The 16,098-nt window shown below is 68.6% G+C and carries 16 protein-coding genes; 8 read left to right on the forward strand and 8 right to left on the reverse strand.

The window, feature by feature from the left end:
- The first annotated feature begins 5 nt into the window (after nucleotides 1-5).
- The 8 genes from ACLFRB_RS00980 to ACLFRB_RS01015 are packed head-to-tail and all read left to right on the forward strand — an operon-like array spanning nucleotide 6 to nucleotide 7,270.
- On the forward strand, nucleotides 6-1,631 hold the full coding sequence (locus ACLFRB_RS00980; protein WP_411067124.1) for a sensor histidine kinase: 1,626 nt from the start codon (nucleotides 6-8) through the stop codon (nucleotides 1,629-1,631).
- The gene (locus ACLFRB_RS00985) at nucleotides 1,603-2,970 is read left to right on the forward strand and encodes a sigma-54-dependent transcriptional regulator (RefSeq protein WP_411067125.1); all 1,368 of its coding nucleotides are present in this window, start codon (nucleotides 1,603-1,605) and stop codon (nucleotides 2,968-2,970) included. Before ACLFRB_RS00980 ends, ACLFRB_RS00985 begins: the two co-directional genes overlap by 29 nt.
- On the forward strand, nucleotides 2,967-3,797 hold the full coding sequence (locus ACLFRB_RS00990; RefSeq protein ID WP_411067126.1) for a prepilin peptidase: 831 nt from the start codon (nucleotides 2,967-2,969) through the stop codon (nucleotides 3,795-3,797). Before ACLFRB_RS00985 ends, ACLFRB_RS00990 begins: the two co-directional genes overlap by 4 nt.
- Entirely contained in the window at nucleotides 3,764-4,255 is a 492-nt protein-coding gene (locus ACLFRB_RS00995; RefSeq protein WP_411067127.1) for a hypothetical protein, read from the forward strand. Before ACLFRB_RS00990 ends, ACLFRB_RS00995 begins: the two co-directional genes overlap by 34 nt.
- A 1-nt stretch (nucleotide 4,256) precedes the next feature.
- Nucleotides 4,257-4,880 carry a dephospho-CoA kinase gene (coaE, locus tag ACLFRB_RS01000; protein ID WP_411067128.1) on the forward strand — a complete coding sequence of 208 codons (624 nt, stop codon included), beginning with the start codon at nucleotides 4,257-4,259 and terminating at the stop codon, nucleotides 4,878-4,880.
- Nucleotides 4,877-5,491 carry an ATP-binding cassette domain-containing protein gene (locus ACLFRB_RS01005; RefSeq protein WP_411067129.1) on the forward strand — a complete coding sequence of 205 codons (615 nt, stop codon included), beginning with the start codon at nucleotides 4,877-4,879 and terminating at the stop codon, nucleotides 5,489-5,491. The genes coaE and ACLFRB_RS01005 overlap by 4 nt, the downstream gene beginning before the upstream one ends.
- Nucleotides 5,446-6,201 carry a cell division protein ZapD gene (gene zapD / locus ACLFRB_RS01010; protein WP_411067130.1) on the forward strand — a complete coding sequence of 252 codons (756 nt, stop codon included), beginning with the start codon at nucleotides 5,446-5,448 and terminating at the stop codon, nucleotides 6,199-6,201. The genes ACLFRB_RS01005 and zapD overlap by 46 nt, the downstream gene beginning before the upstream one ends.
- A 52-nt stretch (nucleotides 6,202-6,253) precedes the next feature.
- Nucleotides 6,254-7,270 (forward strand): class 1 fructose-bisphosphatase, encoded by a 1,017-nt coding sequence (locus tag ACLFRB_RS01015; protein ID WP_411067131.1) that lies wholly within the window; start codon nucleotides 6,254-6,256, stop codon nucleotides 7,268-7,270.
- Between the two features lie 262 nt (nucleotides 7,271-7,532).
- Here the strand turns inward: ACLFRB_RS01015 and ccoS are convergent, their stop codons facing one another.
- From ccoS to ccoN, 8 genes are all read right to left on the reverse strand, one after another.
- The gene (gene ccoS, locus ACLFRB_RS01020; protein WP_411067132.1) at nucleotides 7,533-7,775 is read right to left on the reverse strand and encodes a cbb3-type cytochrome oxidase assembly protein CcoS; all 243 of its coding nucleotides are present in this window, start codon (nucleotides 7,773-7,775) and stop codon (nucleotides 7,533-7,535) included.
- A gap of 17 nt (nucleotides 7,776-7,792) precedes the next feature.
- Nucleotides 7,793-10,273 carry a heavy metal translocating P-type ATPase gene (locus tag ACLFRB_RS01025; protein WP_411067133.1) on the reverse strand — a complete coding sequence of 827 codons (2,481 nt, stop codon included), beginning with the start codon at nucleotides 10,271-10,273 and terminating at the stop codon, nucleotides 7,793-7,795.
- A complete protein-coding gene (locus ACLFRB_RS01030) occupies nucleotides 10,273-10,803 on the reverse strand; it encodes a FixH family protein (protein ID WP_411067134.1) in 531 nt (176 codons plus the stop codon). Before ACLFRB_RS01030 ends, ACLFRB_RS01025 begins: the two co-directional genes overlap by 1 nt.
- A gap of 101 nt (nucleotides 10,804-10,904) precedes the next feature.
- Nucleotides 10,905-12,320, reverse strand: a complete 1,416-nt coding sequence (gene ccoG, locus ACLFRB_RS01035; protein WP_411067135.1) for a cytochrome c oxidase accessory protein CcoG — start codon at nucleotides 12,318-12,320, stop codon at nucleotides 10,905-10,907.
- A 183-nt stretch (nucleotides 12,321-12,503) separates the two neighbouring features.
- Nucleotides 12,504-13,367, reverse strand: a complete 864-nt coding sequence (gene ccoP, locus ACLFRB_RS01040; RefSeq protein ID WP_411067136.1) for a cytochrome-c oxidase, cbb3-type subunit III — start codon at nucleotides 13,365-13,367, stop codon at nucleotides 12,504-12,506.
- Nucleotides 13,354-13,599, reverse strand: a complete 246-nt coding sequence (locus ACLFRB_RS01045) for a cbb3-type cytochrome oxidase subunit 3 (RefSeq protein ID WP_411067137.1) — start codon at nucleotides 13,597-13,599, stop codon at nucleotides 13,354-13,356. The genes ccoP and ACLFRB_RS01045 overlap by 14 nt, the downstream gene beginning before the upstream one ends.
- A 33-nt stretch (nucleotides 13,600-13,632) precedes the next feature.
- Complete coding sequence (gene ccoO / locus ACLFRB_RS01050; protein ID WP_411067138.1) at nucleotides 13,633-14,376, reverse strand: cytochrome-c oxidase, cbb3-type subunit II; 744 nt, start codon at nucleotides 14,374-14,376, stop codon at nucleotides 13,633-13,635.
- A 30-nt stretch (nucleotides 14,377-14,406) separates the two neighbouring features.
- Nucleotides 14,407-15,867, reverse strand: a complete 1,461-nt coding sequence (gene ccoN / locus ACLFRB_RS01055; protein ID WP_411067139.1) for a cytochrome-c oxidase, cbb3-type subunit I — start codon at nucleotides 15,865-15,867, stop codon at nucleotides 14,407-14,409.
- Nucleotides 15,868-16,098 lie beyond the last annotated feature (231 nt).

The following is a 16,098-nucleotide window of genomic DNA, read 5'->3' on the forward strand; positions in this document are numbered from 1 at the left end:
TACCCATGCCCAGCGGCTGGACTCCTTCCCTGGCCAACCTGCGCCGGTCGGTCCTCTACCGGACCGCTCTCGTGCTCCTGCTGGCCCTGGCCACGTTCCGCTGGGGCACGCTGGCCCCCTTCGAATCGCTCACGATCCGGGACCTGGCTGCCGCCCTGGGCATCGAAGTGGTAGTGGGCCTGTGGGTGCTCCACGGGCTTCGTACCGGTGGGCATCCGATCCGTCTGGCAGCGGCCCTGGTTGTCGGGGACTTCCTGGCGGCCACTCACCTGATCTGGTTCTCCGGCCCCATCGACGGCCCCCTGGTGTTCCTCTACCCCCTGGCGGTGGTCTCCTCCAGCTTCCTGCTCGGACCGGGGGTGTCCTACTACGCCGCGGCGGGGGCCTTCCTGCTCCAGGGAGCGGGCTACCTGCTCCTGGGGGGACCTGAGCCCGACACGGCCATCCGCGCCCTGGCGCTGCAGGGCTTGCTGCTGGTGGCCCTGGCGGCCTTGAGCGACGGCCTGACCACCCGGCTCCTGCGCCACCAGCAGCAGGCCCACCGCCGTGCCCAGGACGTCCACACCCTCACCGCCCTTGCCGAGCAGGTCCTGGACCGCGTGGACAACGGCCTGCTGGTGGTGGAAGACCAGGGCGCAATCCGCTTCGCCAACCCGCAGGCCGACCGCTTCCTGGCCCCGGCCCCCGCCCCCGAGTTGGAGCAGCTGGACATCCGCAGCCCCCGGCTCTTTCGGGCCTTCCGGCGATGGCGTCGGGGCCAGGGCCCGGAAACCGGCGAGCTCCGGGCCGAGCTCCCGGAGGAAGGGCAGGAGGAGGCACATGTCCTGGCCTTCCGGTTCACCCCCCTGGGCTTCCCCGGGCGGCAGACCACCCTGATCAGCCTCTACGACCTCACCGCGGCCCGGCAACGCCAGCGGGCCCAGGAGCTTACCGAGCGCCTCGCCGCCCTGGGGCGGCTGTCCGCCAACCTTGCCCATGAGATCCGGAACCCCTTAAGCTCCATCCAACACGCGGGACAGCTGCTGGCGGAGCAGGGGGCCGACTCCCGCCTGACGGGGATCATCCAGCGGGAGAGCCGGCGACTGGACGAGTGGGTGGAGACCCTGCTCCGCCACCTCCGCCCGCCCAGCGGACAGGCCCGGGAGCTGGAGCTGGCTCCGATCCTGGAGGGAGCGGCCCGCCTGCTAGCCAGTGAGCAGGGCCCGGCCGAGCCGGGCTGCTTTCAGTGGGAGGCCCCCGATGGGCTAACGGTATGCGCCGACGAGGGGCACCTGCAGCAGGTCCTCTGGAACCTGGGAACCAACGCCATCCGGCACGGCGGGGCCACGCCCGACCGTCCGGGGCGCTTCCGGGCCCGGGCCTTGGGGCCCGACCGGGTAAGCGTGGAGGTCCTGGACAGCGGACCGGGGATCCCCGAGCGTCGGCGGGAGACCGTCTTCGAGCCCTTCTACACCACGGCCTCCGAGGGCACGGGGCTGGGCCTTGGGCTGATCCGGGAGCTGGTGGAGGCCAATCACGGTACAATCGCCATCGGCGACCGGCCGGGCGGAGGAGCCTGCGTCGCCGTGGACCTGCCGCGACACTGTTCAAAGGGGGAAACAGGTGAATCCGGTCCTGCTCATAGTGGATGACGAGCCCTCCATCCGGGAGCTCATCGGCCTCACCGTGGAGCCGCTCGGCTTCGAGGTGCGCGAGGCCGGCACACTCGCCGAGGCCCGGGAGGCGCTCGCCGCGGAGGCCCCGGACCTGATCCTCACCGACCTGCGCCTTCCCGACGGCAACGGCATGACCCTGGTGGAGGAGAGCGCTGCCCTGCGCCCGGCGCCGGCGGTGGCTGTGATCACCGCCTACGGCACCCCGGAGAGCGCCGTGGAGGCCATGCGCGCCGGGGCCTACGACTACCTGTCCAAGCCCATCGACACCAACCGCCTGCGCGCCCTGGCCCAGCACGGCCTGCGCCTGACCCAGGCCGTCGGGGCCGAGCCCGAGGAGCTGGACTCGGACCTGGTGGGGCAGAGCGCCACCATGGAGTCCGTGCGCGCCCGGGTGGCCCGGGTGGCGCGCAGCGAGGCCCCGGTGCTGATCACCGGTGAGAGCGGCACCGGCAAGGAGCTGGTGGCCCGCTCCATCCACAAGGCCAGCCTCCGCGCCCGCCATCCCTTCGTGCCGGTGAACTGCGCCGCCATCCCCGAGCACCTCATCGAGAGCGAGCTGTTCGGCTACCACAAGGGGGCCTTCACCGGCGCCACCATGAACAAGAAGGGCCTGTTCCAGGAGGCCGAGGGGGGTACCCTGTTCCTGGACGAGGTGGGGGACCTTGGCCTGTCCGTGCAGGCCAACCTGCTGCGCGCCCTCCAGGAGCGCGCCATCCGGCCCCTGGGGGCCACCCGGGAGATCCCGGTGGACGTGCGAATCCTCGCCGCCACCAACAAGGACCTGGAGGAGGAGGTGGAGGCGGGCCGCTTCCGGGAGGATCTGTACTACCGCCTGGACGTGCTGCAGATCCATCTTCCTCCCCTGCGCGAGCACCCGGAGGACATCCCCGAGATCGCCACCGCCCTGCTCGCCCGCCGCTTCCGCCGCCGGGACGACCCGCCGCCGCCCATCCTGAGCCCGGGCGCCCTGGACAAGCTTCGCGCCATGCCCCTGCGCGGCAACGTCCGCGAGCTGGAGAACGTCCTGGAGCGGGCGGTGAGCCTGACCGACGGCGACACCATCCCCGCCGAGAGCATCCAGGGGGGCCGCGAGCGGTCCGCAACGGAGACGGAGCCCGGCGAGGATGCCGACGCGGCCACGGAGCCCCCCCTGGGCGGCGGATTCCAGCTGGACCACCACCTGGCGGAGGTGGAGCGCGGCCTGATCCGCCAGGCCCTGGAGGCCACCGAAGGCAACAAGACCGCCGCCGCCCACCGGCTGGGGGTGAGCCTGCGCTCCCTGCGCTACCGCATCCAGAAGCTGGGGATGGAATGAGCCCCGAAACCGCCATTCTCGTCGCCGCCACCGGCCTGCTGGGCCTGATCGTGGGGAGCTTCCTGAACGTGGTGGCCCACCGCCTGCCCCGCGAGGCCTCCATCGTGCGTCCCGCCTCCGCCTGCCCGCAGTGCGGCCACCGCCTGCGCGCCTGGGAGAACATCCCCCTGCTCAGCTACGCCATCCTGCGCGGCCGCTGCCGGGGCTGCGGGGCCCCCATCTCGGCCGCCTATCCGCTCACCGAGCTGGCCGCGGGTGTCCTTGGCGCGCTGACTGCCTGGGTGGTGGGGCCGGTCTGGACCCTGGGTCCCGCCCTGGTGCTCACCTGGCTCCTGCTGGTCCTGACCCGCATCGACCTGGACCTGCAGCTGCTGCCGAACCGGCTGACCCTGCCCCTGGGCGCCCTGGGGCTCCTGTACGCCCTGGCCGCCGCCTTCCTGGACTTGCCCGCCGTCCCCGCCGACGCCCCGGCGGCCCCGCCGAGCCTGCTGGCCGCCGGTCTGGGCGCCCTGCTCGGCTACGGGCTGCTGTTCCTCGCCGGCTGGACCTACCAGCGCGCTACCGGCCGCGAGGGCCTGGGCGGGGGCGACCTCAAGCTGCTGGGCGCCCTCGGCGCCTGGATCGGGCCCGTGGCGGTGCTGCTCACCTTGTTCCTGGCGGCCCTGATGGGTAGCCTAATCGGTGGCCTGCTGATCCTCCTGCGCGGGGGCGACAGGCACTTGGCCATCCCCTTCGGGCCCTTCCTGGCCGCCGGCGGATGGATCCTGTTCCTCTTGAAGGATGCGATTATCCGATGGTACTTCGCCTTGTCGGGATTGTCGGTCTGACCCTTCTGCCCTGGCTGGCCCAGGCCGGGGAGGTGAGCGTTCACCAGGCCTTGGGGAAGTGGCTCCGCGATGACGGCGTCGCGAGCGCCTCGTACCAGCCGGAGGAGGAGGGGAAGGACGGACGTCCCGCGGACTGGCCCGATTGGCTGCTTCGCCCTCAGGGGGCAGACGCCCTGAACCGCCACCTTTTGGGGCGAGGAATCTTCCCCGAGGCCGCCGGCCTGGGCTGGGAGGAGGACGCCGGGGCCGTGCGCCTCTTCGGCGCCTCCCGGGAGGCTTCGGGCCTGCGGCTGGCGGTGGACCGCGACGGCCAGCACCCGGTGCTGCTGCGGGATGGCGAGGGGGTCACCTGGCGGTTCCGCGATGTCCGCCGACAGAATGGCCGCGCCTCGGGGCTCCCCCAAGAGATCGTGCGCACGGATCCGGACGGGGAGCGCACCGTTTACGTCCTGCGCTGACATGCTCCTCGTTGGGCTCACTGGCGGCATCGGCTCCGGCAAGAGCTCCGTAAGCCGGGTCTTCGCCGAGCTGGGGGCGCATGTCCTCGATGCCGACCGGCTGGCCCGGGAGATGCTCCTCCCCGGCTCGGAAGCCCTGGAGGAGGTGACCTCCGCCCTGGGCCGGGACCTCCTTACGGGGGAGGGGGCCCTGGACCGGGCCCGGCTCGCCGATCGGGTCTTCGCCGACGACGAGGCCCGGTCCACCCTGGAGGCCATCCTCCATCCGCGGATCAACGCTCTGGCCCGGTCGCGGGCCGAGGCCCTGGGCGAGCAATTCCCCGAGGCGGTGGTCCTTTACGACGCCGCCCTGCTGCTGGAATCCGGGGCCCAGGAGATGGTGGATCGGGTGGCGGTGGTGGACGTGGACCCCGAGGTGCAGGTCCAGCGGGCCGTCGCCCGCGGGGACCGGGAGGCCGAGCAGGTGCGCGCCATCATGGACGCCCAGTGGCCCCGGGAGCGGCGGCTCCGATACGCCGACGACCGGATCGACAACAACGGCCCCTGGGCTGAGACCGAGCGGCAGGTGCGGGAGCTCATGGAACGCTACCGCGGCCTGGCCGCTCGGGGGGGCCCGCGGCGGTGAGCGGCCTGGCCCTGGAGGACGTCGCGCACGGCCCGCTGGGCGGCGTACGCCTCGCCCTGGGGCCCGGCGAGGTGGGCTGGGCTCAAGGGCCCACCGGCAGCGGCAAGACCCTGCTCCTGTATCTGGCGGCGGGGCTGGTGATCCCGGAGGAGGGCAGGGTGGCCCTGGACGGCTCGGCCCCCGACCCGGATCGGGTGGCCATGCTCTTCCAGAACCCCGACTACCAGCTCCTCGCCCCGAGCGCCGAGGCGGACGTCGCCCTGAACGCCCGCTCTCCGGAGGACGCGGAGGCAGCGCTGGACCTTGCCGGTTGTCGGCCGTTCCGGGACCGGGCGCCCGAATCCCTCACTCCGGGGCAGCGCCGCCGGGTGGCCCTGGCGGGGGTCCTGGCCGCCGCGCCCGACCTGGCCCTCCTGGACCTGCCCTTCGCCGGCCTGGGCCGGGAGGAGGCCGGGCGGCTCTGGCGCGGCTGCCGGCAGCGCCTGGTGGACGGCGGGGCTGTCGTCCTGGTCGCGGGGGAGCCCCCGGGGGAGGCCGCAAACGATGCCATCTGGGAGGTGGAGCAATGGCTCCGGGCGACGCCGCAGAGCACGTCTACGAATTCCCCCTGAGCGGGACCATGGCCGGCCTCCTGGAGCTGGAGGCCGTGGTCCGGACGCTGGAGGATGCCCGCCGCTGGGAGGTGGCCGCCTTCCGGCACATGGCGGCCGCGCGTCTGGCCGGGTACCTGGGGGAGATCGCCCCCGAGGGCCTGGAAACGGGGCTCATCCTGGAAACCCGGCGCTGGACGGAATACCTGCGGGACCTCGCCGCCCGCCCCGGGGCCGACACCGACAAGGTGGAGCGCCTTCGCAGCGGCCTCGATCGGTTCGCCGACCGCCTGCCCCGGGACTGGCCCGGGTACTTCCAGGCCCTGGAGGAGGATCCCTGGATGGCCGCCTACCGGGCCTCCCTGCGTCCGGATACGGAGCCCGACATCCGGCTGGGGGCCGAGGCCTGGGCGGCCTCGCCGGATGCCGCCGATCGCTTCGACCGCTGGCTGGAGCTGCTCGACCCCGTGCGCACCGGCGGCGAGACCATCCTCCGCCTGCTGCGGGATTCCCTGCAGCGGGAGGAGCTGCGCCTTGGGCCCGAAGGCCACACCCTGGAATGGGAGCATCCGCCCGTCAGCGGGCTGGTGGAGGTGCGAGTGCCCGGCGCGCCGTTCCTGCCCTCCTTCGAGCCCGGCCCCACCGGGGTACGGGTCGGCCTGCACACCGCCGATCGCCTCGTCCCCGCTTCGGAGCCGACGGAGGTGGTCCTGGGCTGGTTTACCCTGTAGCCTCCATTTCCCGATCTTGCACTTGAAGCCCTATCAAGCCTGAGGAATCTTCATGGATATCGGCACCACGCTGACCCACTTCCTCCTGGAGGAGGAACGCAAGTACAACGACGCCTCCGGGGAATTCACCCGGCTGATGAGCGACCTGACCACGGCCATCCGGGCCATCTCCAGCGCGGTGAACCGCGCCGGGATCGAGGATGTGCTCGGCCAGGCCGGGGCCACCAACGTCCAGGGCGAGGAGCAGAAGAAGCTGGACGTGCTCGCCAACACCCTGATCCTCCAGTCCATGGAGGCCATGGGCCACGTGGCGGGCCTGGCCTCCGAGGAGATGGACGAGCCCTACGCCATTCCCGCCGGGTACCCCAAGGGCAAGTACCTGCTGGTCTTCGATCCCTTGGACGGCTCCAGCAACATCGACGTCAACATCAGCGTCGGCACCATCTTCTCCATCCTCAAGGCCCCCCGGCCCGGGGTGGACGCCACCGTGGAGGACTTCCTCCAGGCCGGCGCCGAGCAGGTGGCCGCGGGCTACACCGTCTACGGCGGCAGCACCCAGCTGGTCTACTCCACCGGCAACGGCGTGCACGCCTTCACCCTGGACCCCCACGTGGGCGAGTTCGTCCTCGCCAACCAGGACCTCAAGATCCCCCACGAAACCGCCGAATACGCCATCAACGCCAGCAACCGGCGGTTCTGGGAGCCGGCCATCCAGCAGTACGTGCGGGACTGCGAGGAGGGCAAGGACGGCCCCTGCGGCAAGAACTTCAACATGCGCTGGGTGGGGTCCATGGTGGCCGACTTCCACCGCATCCTCATGCGCGGCGGCGTGTTCCTGTACCCCCGCGACCTGAAAAAGCCCGAGCAGCCCGGCAAGCTTCGCCTGCTCTACGAGGCCAACCCCATGGGCTTCCTGGCCGAGCAGGCGGGCGGCGCCTGCTCCGACGGTGTGCGGCGCATGCTGGACATCCAGCCGGACTCCCTCCACCAGCGGGTACCGGTGGTCATCGGCTCCAAGGAGGAGGTGGAGCGGGTGCGGGAATACTACGAGAAGTACGGAAGCGCCTAGGGAAGGGGACTACCCCGGAAAAGCGAAAGGCCTGCTCCGAGGAGCAGGCCTTTTTCGCGCAAAGGAGGAGTCTCTACCGCGTCGAAACGTTTAGCCGCCGAGGACGACGGAGAAGAAGCTGGTGTACGCCACGGCCACAAGGGCGACCACCACACCGAGGGTGATGCGGGTATGATCCATCGTTCCAGTCTCCTGTAAAACCGACCAATTCAGTCAGGATAATTGGATTGAAACATTAATCTATATTTAATTTCTCCGTTTTTCAAGAACCGGCCGGGCGGTCCTTGTCCCGCTGGCCCTCTTCCCCGCCGTCTTCCGCCCTCTCCCCCTCTTTTTCCCCCTGGCGGTTGAAGGGGATGCGCGGATCGTCGTCGTCGTGGAGGATGCGGTAGGCGGGCCCCTCCAGGTCGTCGAACTGGCCGCTCTTGATGGCCCAGAACAGGGCCGCGAGGGCGAACCCCACCAGCACCAGCACGATGGGAAGCAAGGCGAACAGGGTCTCCATGGCGTTCCTCCCGTCGCTTAGGCGTGGGGGATGGGGGCGGGGGCCCGAGCCGACGCCGCGGCCCGCGCCCGCTGCCGTCCCAGGCCCCGCAGGCGCAGGGCGTTGCCCACCACCATCAGGCTCGAGGCGGGCATGAGGATGGCGGCCATCCAGGGGGCAACCCAGCCCAGGGCCGCCAGCGGGACCACCAGGACGTTGTAACCGAAAGACAGCTGGAGATTCTGCCGGATATTGCGCAGGGCCGCCTCTCCGATGTGGGCCACCTCGGAAAGGCGCTCCAGGCGGTTGGACAGCAGGATGAAGTCCGCCGATGCGCGGGCCGCCTGAACTCCGGCGCCCATGGCGAAGGAGACGTCCGCCCCGGCCAGCACGGGGCCGTCGTTCAGTCCATCGCCCACCACCGCCACCACCTCGCCCTTCTGCTGCCAGGCCCGCACCAGGCCGAGCTTGTCCTCGGGGCGCTGGCGGGCGTGCACCTCCTTGATCCCGGCCTGGCACGCCAGGCTGTCGGCCGCCGCCTCGCTGTCGCCGGTGACCATGCTCACCGCCCAGCCACGCTCCCGCAGTGCCGCCACCGTGGCACGCGCCTCGGGGCGGATCTCGTCGGCGATGCCGAACACGCCCTCCCAGCCCCCCTCGCTGGCGAGCCCCACCACGGTCTCGCCCCGGCCGTCCATGCGGGCGGCCTCCCCGGCGAGCGCCTCCGGCGCAGGACCTGCCTGCTCGGCCACCCACCCGTAGGCGCCCACCCAGTACCGGCGCCCCTCCAGGTATCCGCTCACCCCCCGGCCCGGGAAGTTTTCCAGCCGCTCGCCCGATTCTTCGCGGCCGTCCGCCGCGCCCACCAGGGCCGCGGCCACGGGGTGCTCGGAGGCCCGCTCAAGGGCCGCCGCTCGCTCCAGGGCCCCGGGATCGCCCGACCAGGCGCCGAGCCGAAGCTGGCCCCGGGTCAGGGTGCCCGTCTTGTCGAAGACCACCCGGGTGACCTCGCTAAGGGTCTCCAGGGCCTCTCCGCGGGCGGCCAAGACGCCACGCTTGGCCAGCTCGCCGGTGGCCACCACCAGGGCCGTGGGGGTGGCCAGGGCCAGGGCGCAGGGGCAGGTAACGATGAGCAGGGCGACCACGATCCAGAAGGCCCGCCCCGGATCGTAGGCCCACCAGGCCGCCCCCACCACCGTCGCAGTGGCCAACAGGCCCCAGACGAACCAGCGCGAGGCCCGCTCGGCCTGGCGGGCGATCCGGGGCCGGGCAGCCTGGGCGTCCTCCAGCAGGCGCAGGACCCCGGACATGAAGGTCTCCTCGCCCACCCGCTCCACCTGGATGGTAAGCGGCCCCTCTCCGTTGGTGGTTCCGCCGAGCACGGTCGCTCCCGGGCCGCGGTGCACGGGGGTCTGCTCTCCGGTGAGGGCCGACTCGTTCACGTCCGAGTGGCCCTCGGCCACGGTGCCGTCCACCGGAATGGTCTCTCCCGGGACCACCCGCACCCGATCGCCGCTTTGCAGGTCGCCCACCGGCACCCATTCGGTTTGCCCGTCCGGCGCCAGCCGCCGCGCCATGGTGGGCACCAGCTTGGACAGCTCCTCGTTGGCCTCCGCGGCCCGCTTGCGGGCGTTCATCTCCAGGTAGCGGCTGGTAAGGAGGAAGAGGACGAACATGGCCATGGTCTCGAAGTACACATCCCCCCGCCCGGAGACCGTGGCCCAGGAGGAGGCGGCGAAGGTCAGCCCCAGGGCCAGCGCCACCGGGATGTCCATGCTCCCCTGGCCGCGCCGCACGCTCGACCAGGCCCCCGTGAAGAAAGGCCGGGCGGAATAGGCCACCACCGGCACCGCCAGGGCGAAGGAGATCCAGCGGAAGAATTCCAGGAAGCGCTCGTCGATGGGGTAGAAGTCGGCGGCGTAGATCCCCACCGCGATCATCATGAGCTGCACCGTGCCCATGGCCGCCACGCCGATGCGCTTGAGGAGGTCCCGGCGCTCGCGGGCGATGGCCGCCTCCTGGCGCTCGGGATCGTAGGGGTGGGCGGTGTAGCCGATGGCGGCGATGCGCTGCAGGATCTGGGAGAGGGTGATGCGCTCCGGGTCCCAGCGGACCCGGGCCCTGTGGGTGGTGTAGTTCACCTGCGCATCGAGGATGCCAGGGGTCTGCTGCAGCTGGCGCTCGTTCAGCCAGATGCATGCCGCACAGGTGATCCCCTCCAGGATCAGCGAGGCCTCCCGCGCCTTGCCCTCGTCACGGACGAAGCTGCGCTGCACCTCCTCACGGTCGAGGAGCGCGGCACCGCCCAGCTCTTCCGGGATGGCGTCCTCGGGCCGCTCGGGGAAAGCGGTGCGCTGGCGGTAATAGTCCGCCAGCCCGGCGCGGTCGATGGCCTCGGCCACGGCCCGGCAGCCAGCGCAGCAGAAGGAAGCCTCCTCCCCGGCGACCGTACCCCGCCAGGGATCGCCCGCGGGCACGGGCAGCCCGCAGTGGAAGCATCCCTCCACGGAAGAGGGCACTACAACGCCTCCTCCACCCATAGGAACCTACGCGCGGTGTACTCCTCACCGTCCTCCCGGAGGGTGGTGTAGACCGTCCAGTTTCCGGGCCGTGGCAGCTCCACCCGGCCGAAATAGCTGCCGTCGCCCCGAGCCCCTAGGCGAACCTTGCGGTCAACCCGGGCATTCACGTTGCGCACAAAATGGACGTGGACCTCTCCATCCCGGATGGTGCGGCCCTGGTCGTCCCGCGCGAAGACCTCGATGTCCAGCTCGTTGCCCACCATGGGCAGGCTGTCGATGCTGGTGGCCACCTGCCAGCCCAGCTGCTGCTGCTCCTCCAGTCCGGTCGAATACTCGTTGAACTTCTCGTAGTTCTCGAAGTAGTTGTTCACCACCGAGCCCGGATAGTCGCGCTGGGCCAGATAGACCATGGTGGCGCTGTAGCCCACCACCGTGGTGGCGAAGACGATGGCGGCCAGAATCCACAGCCGCAGTGTGCGTCGGGTCTTTCGGGCCTCCGAGCTCTGCGTCTCGGACTTGGTGCTCATGGGTGCCTAACTCCTGGAGGCTGGTGCGCGCATTCCGCTGTGAGCCCCCTTGGCCGTACGCCTTTCTGCGGGCCCGCGGCCAGGGGGCGCATTCGATCCTGTTAGAGAAGCCGCTCGGGGGCATAGAACAACGCACTGGCCTCGCTGGACTCCGGCTCCCCGTCTCCTGGGTCGTCGCTGCGCACCGCGCGGAAGGTGAAATGGGTGCGGGGATTCTCCAGTCGCTCCGGATCCACCCAGACGTAGGCGCGCACCGTCTGGTTGGCCCCCGAGTCCACGGTAAGCTCCTGGAAGCCCCCCTGGAACTCGTATTCCGCCCCCGCCAAGCCCTCCATGGAGAGCTGGTACCGATGGGACTCCTGGTCCTTGTTGTTCACCCGGAGCTCGTAAACGTTCTTGATCCGGCCGTCCGGCTCCAGAATGTAGTTGGGATTGCGCACCTTGGCCACGTTCAAGTCCATCAGGGACTGGGTGGCAATGCTATAGCCCAGGGCCGCTGTGGCCGCCAACAGGACGCCCGCGTAGCCCAGGATCTTTGGGCGCAGGAAGCGGGTCTTGCCCCCCTCGAGCTCGTTTTCCGAGGTATAGCGGATTAGCCCTTTGGGAAAGCCCTGGCTTTCCATGATCGTGTTGCAGGCATCGATGCACAGGCCGCAGGTGATGCACTGATACTGCTGGCCTTCCCGGATGTCGATGCCGGTGGGACAGACCTTCACGCAGTAGCCGCAATCGATGCAGTCGCCCTTGCCCGCGGCCACACGTTCCTCGTAGGTCTCGCCACGCTTGGGCGGCTGACGCCCCTGGGTGCGCTCCCCCCGATTGGGGTCGTAGGCGACGATCAGGGTGTCCTTGTCGAACATGGCCCCCTGGAACCGGGCGTAGGGACACATGTAGGTGCACACCTGCTCCCGCGCCCAGCCGGCCATGGTGTACGTGGTGGCGGTGAGCAGCCCGGCGGTGAACAGCGCCGGCACCGGGGCCTGGAAGGTCAGGTATTGAGACCATAGCTGGAAGGCATCGGCGAAGTACAGGGTGAAGGTGATCCCCGTGATCAGCGCCACGCCGAGCCACAGGGCGTGCTTGACGCCCTTCTTGATCGCCTTGTCCGCATTGAGGGGCTGCTTGTCCAGCCGGATCCGCCGGCTGCGGCCCCCTTCCACCTTCTCCTCGATCCACAGGAATAGATCGGACCACAGGGTCTGGAAGCAGAAATAGCCGCAGAACACGCGCCCGGCCAGGCTGGTGACGAAGAACAGGGCCACCGCAGCGATGAACAGCAGCCCGGAAAGCCAGATAATGTCCTCGGGGGCCACCCGCAGGCCGAACAGGAAGAACTGCCGGCCTGGTATGTCGAAGAGCACGGCCTGCCGATCGCCCCAGCGAACGTAGGGCAGCAGGAAGTACACCGCATAGGCCACCACCAGGATGGCGGTCTTCATGCGGCGGAAGAAGCCGTGCACCGACTGGGGGTAGACTTTCTCGTGGGCTGCGTAGAGGCCTTCGGTTTGCTCGGCCATGGGCTATCCTCTCGCGGGAAGCTGGCGGGGCATTGGGATCTAAATATAAGTATAATCTAATATAGAAGCCGGGTCACCGCTTTTGACAACGGGCACGGACCGCGATTCCCCGCGCCCCAACGAAACAGGCCGGGCGCATGCCCGGCCTGCCGTTCCGGTTCCACTCCTAGAGGAGGGTCCGAATCACTCGCCCCCGCCCAGGGCGTGGACGTAGGCGGTGAGGATCTTGATCTCGCTCTCGGAGAGCCGGTCCTTCCAGGCGGGCATCTCGCCCTCGCGGCCCTGAGCGATGGTCTCGATCACGGTTTCCTTCTCACCACCGTAGAGCCAAATGGCGTCGGTCAGGTTGGGGGCGCCAAGGGTCTGGTTGCCCTCCGCGTCCTCGCCGTGGCAGGCGTAGCAGGCGGCCTGATCCCCGTGGAAGATCTCCTCGCCCTGCTCGACTTTCTGGGAATCCTGGGCCCATTCCTCACCGGCCAGGTCACCCACATAGGTGGCAACTGCCTCGATATCCTCGTCGGAGAGCTTGTCCTCGTGAGCGGGCATGTAGCCGTTGCGTCCGTTTATGAGGGTCTGCCGGATGTCGGAGTGCGTCCCGCCGTACAGCCAGTCGTTATCCGCCAGATTTGGGTAGTGGCCGACCACCCCCTCCCCGCCCGCGCCGTGGCAAGCGGAGCAGTTGTCCCCGAACAGCACCTTGCCGGAGGAGTTCACGAAGCTCATGAGGTCCTCGTCCTGCGCGATGGCTGCCGGGCTCATCTCGGCGATCTTGTTCAGCGCCTCGTACCGCTCCGGGTACTGCTCCTGCAGGGTCGGCTCAGAGGTGGATTCCTGGAGCTTGGCCCGCTTGGAGTAGTCCAGTACGCCCTGCGTATAGCTCCCGCCCATGGGCCAGGCCGGGTAGAGGACCCAGTAGACCACCGCGAACACCACAGTCGCGTAGAAGACCCACACCCACCACTGGGGCAGCGGGTTGTTGTACTCCGCCAGGTCCCCGTCCCAGGTATGCCCCGTGGTCTGGACCTGTTGCTTTTCATTGCTGGCCATCGTCGGCACTCCCCTTGCGCTCTTCGTCGCTGGACTTTTCCTTGCCCGTTTCCCCGTCCTCGTCATCCAGGGGAATGTACCGATAGCTGTCGAAGCGCTTCTTGCGGTGCTTCCCGGTGAAGACGTAGATGAGGATGCCGCAGAAGGTCAGGAAGAAGATCACCGTGGCGATCTGTCCCGCCGTCTGCATGTCGGTCAGGGCATTGGAGATCCATGCGAACAAATCGGTCATTTTCCTATCCCGCGGGGCGGGGCCGCCGGGGCATTAGAAGCCCCGGGAGCGGCCCTGCTCCGGCTCGCTGTACTCGTCAAAGTCCACCATGGTGCCGAGGACTTGGAGGTAGGCGACGATGGCGTCCATCTCCGTCAGCTTGCTCGGATCGCCGTCGAAATTGCCTTCCTCGGCCTCGGCCTTGAGGGAGTCCTCGGCGTTGGGAATGTGCAGCTGCTCGGCCACATCCTCGCCCCAGCGCTCCACGTTCTTCTCGTACAGCTCGTCCTCGCCCTCCTCCGTGTAGGGGACGCCGACGGCCTTGAGGGCCCGCATGCGAGCCTGCAGCTGGCTGTAATCCAGCTCTTCCATCAGGTGGGGATAGTTGGGCATGACCGACTCGGGGACCACCGAGCGCGGCGCGATCAAGTGCTGAACCTGCCACTCGTTGGAGTACTTGCCGCCCACGCGGGCCAGATCCGGCCCGGTGCGCTTTGAGCCCCACTGGAAGGGATGGGAGTACTTGCTCTCGGCGGCCAGGGAATAATGGCCGTAGCGGATCTCCTCATCCCGGAAGGGCCGGACCTGCTGCGAGTGGCAGAGGTAGCAACCCTCCTTGACGTAGATATCGCGGCCCCGCTGCTCCAGGGGCGTGAAGGGGCGCACCTCCTCCACCTCTTCCACGGTGTCGTCGATGTAGAAGAGCGGAACGATCTCCACCAGCCCCCCGACGCTGACCACGATCAGCGTCAAAATGGTCATCAGGCCAATGTTCTTCTCGATATTTTCGTGTCGCATGTAGCGAGCTCCTTCGCGCCGAAAGGCCGCTTACGCCCGGGCGGTGGCCGGCTGGGCGGCCTTGGCCTGAGCGATGGTCTTATAGCAGTTGTAGGTGAGCAGGATCATGCCGGCGAGGTAGAGGATCCCGCCGAAGGCCCGCATCGCGTAGAAGGGATGCATGGCCTCCACCGACTCCGCGAAGGTGTAGACGAGGTTGCCGTACTCGTCGAAGGCCCGCCACATCAGGCCCTGCAGGATGCCGCTGATCCACATGGCGACGATGTAGAACAGCACGCCCAGGGTCGCCAGCCAAAAGTGCACGTTGGCCAGCCGGGTGCTGTACAGCTCGGTGTTCCACAGGCGCGGGATCAGGTGGTACAGGGAGCCAAAGGTGATCATGCCCACCCAGCCGAGCGCGCCGGAGTGCACGTGCCCCACCGTCCAGTCGGTGTAGTGGGACAGGGCGTTCACGTTCTGCAGCGCCATCATCGGCCCCTCGAAGGTAGACATGCCGTAGAAGGACAGCGCCACCACCATGAACTTGATGATCGGATCGGTGCGCAGCTTCTCCCAGGCCCCGGACAGGGTCATGATGCCGTTGATCATGCCGCCCCAGGAGGGCATCAGCAGCATGATGGAGAAGGTGGCGCCGAGGGTGGACACCCAGTCGGGGAGGGCGGTCCAGTGCAGGTGGTGGGGGCCGGCCCACATGTACAGGAAGATCAGCGCCCAGAAGTGGATGATGGACAGCCGGTAGGAGTACACCGGCCGGCCGGCCTGCTTGGGCACGAAGTAGTACATCATGCCGAGGAAGGCGGCGGTCAGGTAGAAGCCCACGGCGTTATGGCCGTACCACCACTGGGTCATGGCGTCCTGCACCCCGGAGAACAGGGAGTAGGACCACATGGAGTTCCAGGCGATGGGCACCTGGAGGTTGTTGAAGATGTGGAGCAGGGCGGTGGTCACGATGAAGGCGAGATAGAACCAGTTGGCCACGTAGATGTGGGGCTGGCGGCGCTTCATGATGGTGCCGATGAACACCACGAAGTAGGCCACCCACACCAGGGCGATCAAGATGTCCACCGGCCAGGGCATCTCCGCGTACTCGCGGCTCTGCGTGTAGCCGAGGACGTAGCTGATCACCGTCAGGACGATGATGGCCTGCCAGCCCCAGAAGGTGAAGCTGGCCAGCTTGTCACCGAACAACCGCGCCTGGCAGGTGCGCTGCACCACGTAGTAGGAGGTGGCGAACAGAGCCGAGCCGCCGAAGGCGAAGATCACACCGCTGGTGTGCACAGGCCGCAGCCGGTTGAAGTTCAGGAATTCGCTGCTACCCGTGAGCGCGTACATGAGCTCCGGGTACGCCAGCTCGAGGGCGATGAACACCCCCATGAACATGCCTACGATGCCCCAGACCAGCGTCATTACCGCGAATTGGCGTATAACGTGGTAGTTATACTCCTCGTTGACGCCCGTCTGGCCGGCGGTTGCTGCTTGCGCCTGTGCCATGGTCTCCCCTCCGGCTTGTTCTCTTTGGGCTGGAAATACGTCCGTCGGAGCCTTCGCCGACTCCGGTTAGCAAAAACTCACCGTGGAAATGCGGAACAATATCCTACGCGCATGGCCTAATCCAAGGCAATAGATCCGGCATATAAGAATATGCTTTATACGGCGAGATCCCGCAAAAACATTGTGGAATTATAAGCGTAGACCCCCGCCTGTCAAACACTGCCGGAAACA

Source organism: Thiohalorhabdus sp. (assembly GCF_046545655.1).
Lineage (GTDB): Bacteria > Pseudomonadota > Gammaproteobacteria > Thiohalorhabdales > Thiohalorhabdaceae > Thiohalorhabdus.

Coding starts and splice junctions, on each gene's coding strand:
- ACLFRB_RS00980 (WP_411067124.1), top strand. CDS start 6: ATGCCCAGCGGCTGGACTCCTTCCCTGGCCAACCTGCGCCGGTCGGTC.
- ACLFRB_RS00990 (WP_411067126.1), top strand. CDS start 2,967: ATGAGCCCCGAAACCGCCATTCTCGTCGCCGCCACCGGCCTGCTGGGC.
- ACLFRB_RS00995 (WP_411067127.1), top strand. CDS start 3,764: ATGGTACTTCGCCTTGTCGGGATTGTCGGTCTGACCCTTCTGCCCTGG.
- coaE (WP_411067128.1), top strand. CDS start 4,257: ATGCTCCTCGTTGGGCTCACTGGCGGCATCGGCTCCGGCAAGAGCTCC.
- zapD (WP_411067130.1), top strand. CDS start 5,446: ATGGCTCCGGGCGACGCCGCAGAGCACGTCTACGAATTCCCCCTGAGC.
- ACLFRB_RS01015 (WP_411067131.1), top strand. CDS start 6,254: ATGGATATCGGCACCACGCTGACCCACTTCCTCCTGGAGGAGGAACGC.
- ccoS (WP_411067132.1), bottom strand. CDS start 7,775: ATGGAGACCCTGTTCGCCTTGCTTCCCATCGTGCTGGTGCTGGTGGGG.
- ACLFRB_RS01030 (WP_411067134.1), bottom strand. CDS start 10,803: ATGAGCACCAAGTCCGAGACGCAGAGCTCGGAGGCCCGAAAGACCCGA.
- ccoG (WP_411067135.1), bottom strand. CDS start 12,320: ATGGCCGAGCAAACCGAAGGCCTCTACGCAGCCCACGAGAAAGTCTAC.
- ccoP (WP_411067136.1), bottom strand. CDS start 13,367: ATGGCCAGCAATGAAAAGCAACAGGTCCAGACCACGGGGCATACCTGG.
- ACLFRB_RS01045 (WP_411067137.1), bottom strand. CDS start 13,599: ATGACCGATTTGTTCGCATGGATCTCCAATGCCCTGACCGACATGCAG.
- ccoO (WP_411067138.1), bottom strand. CDS start 14,376: ATGCGACACGAAAATATCGAGAAGAACATTGGCCTGATGACCATTTTG.
- ccoN (WP_411067139.1), bottom strand. CDS start 15,867: ATGGCACAGGCGCAAGCAGCAACCGCCGGCCAGACGGGCGTCAACGAG.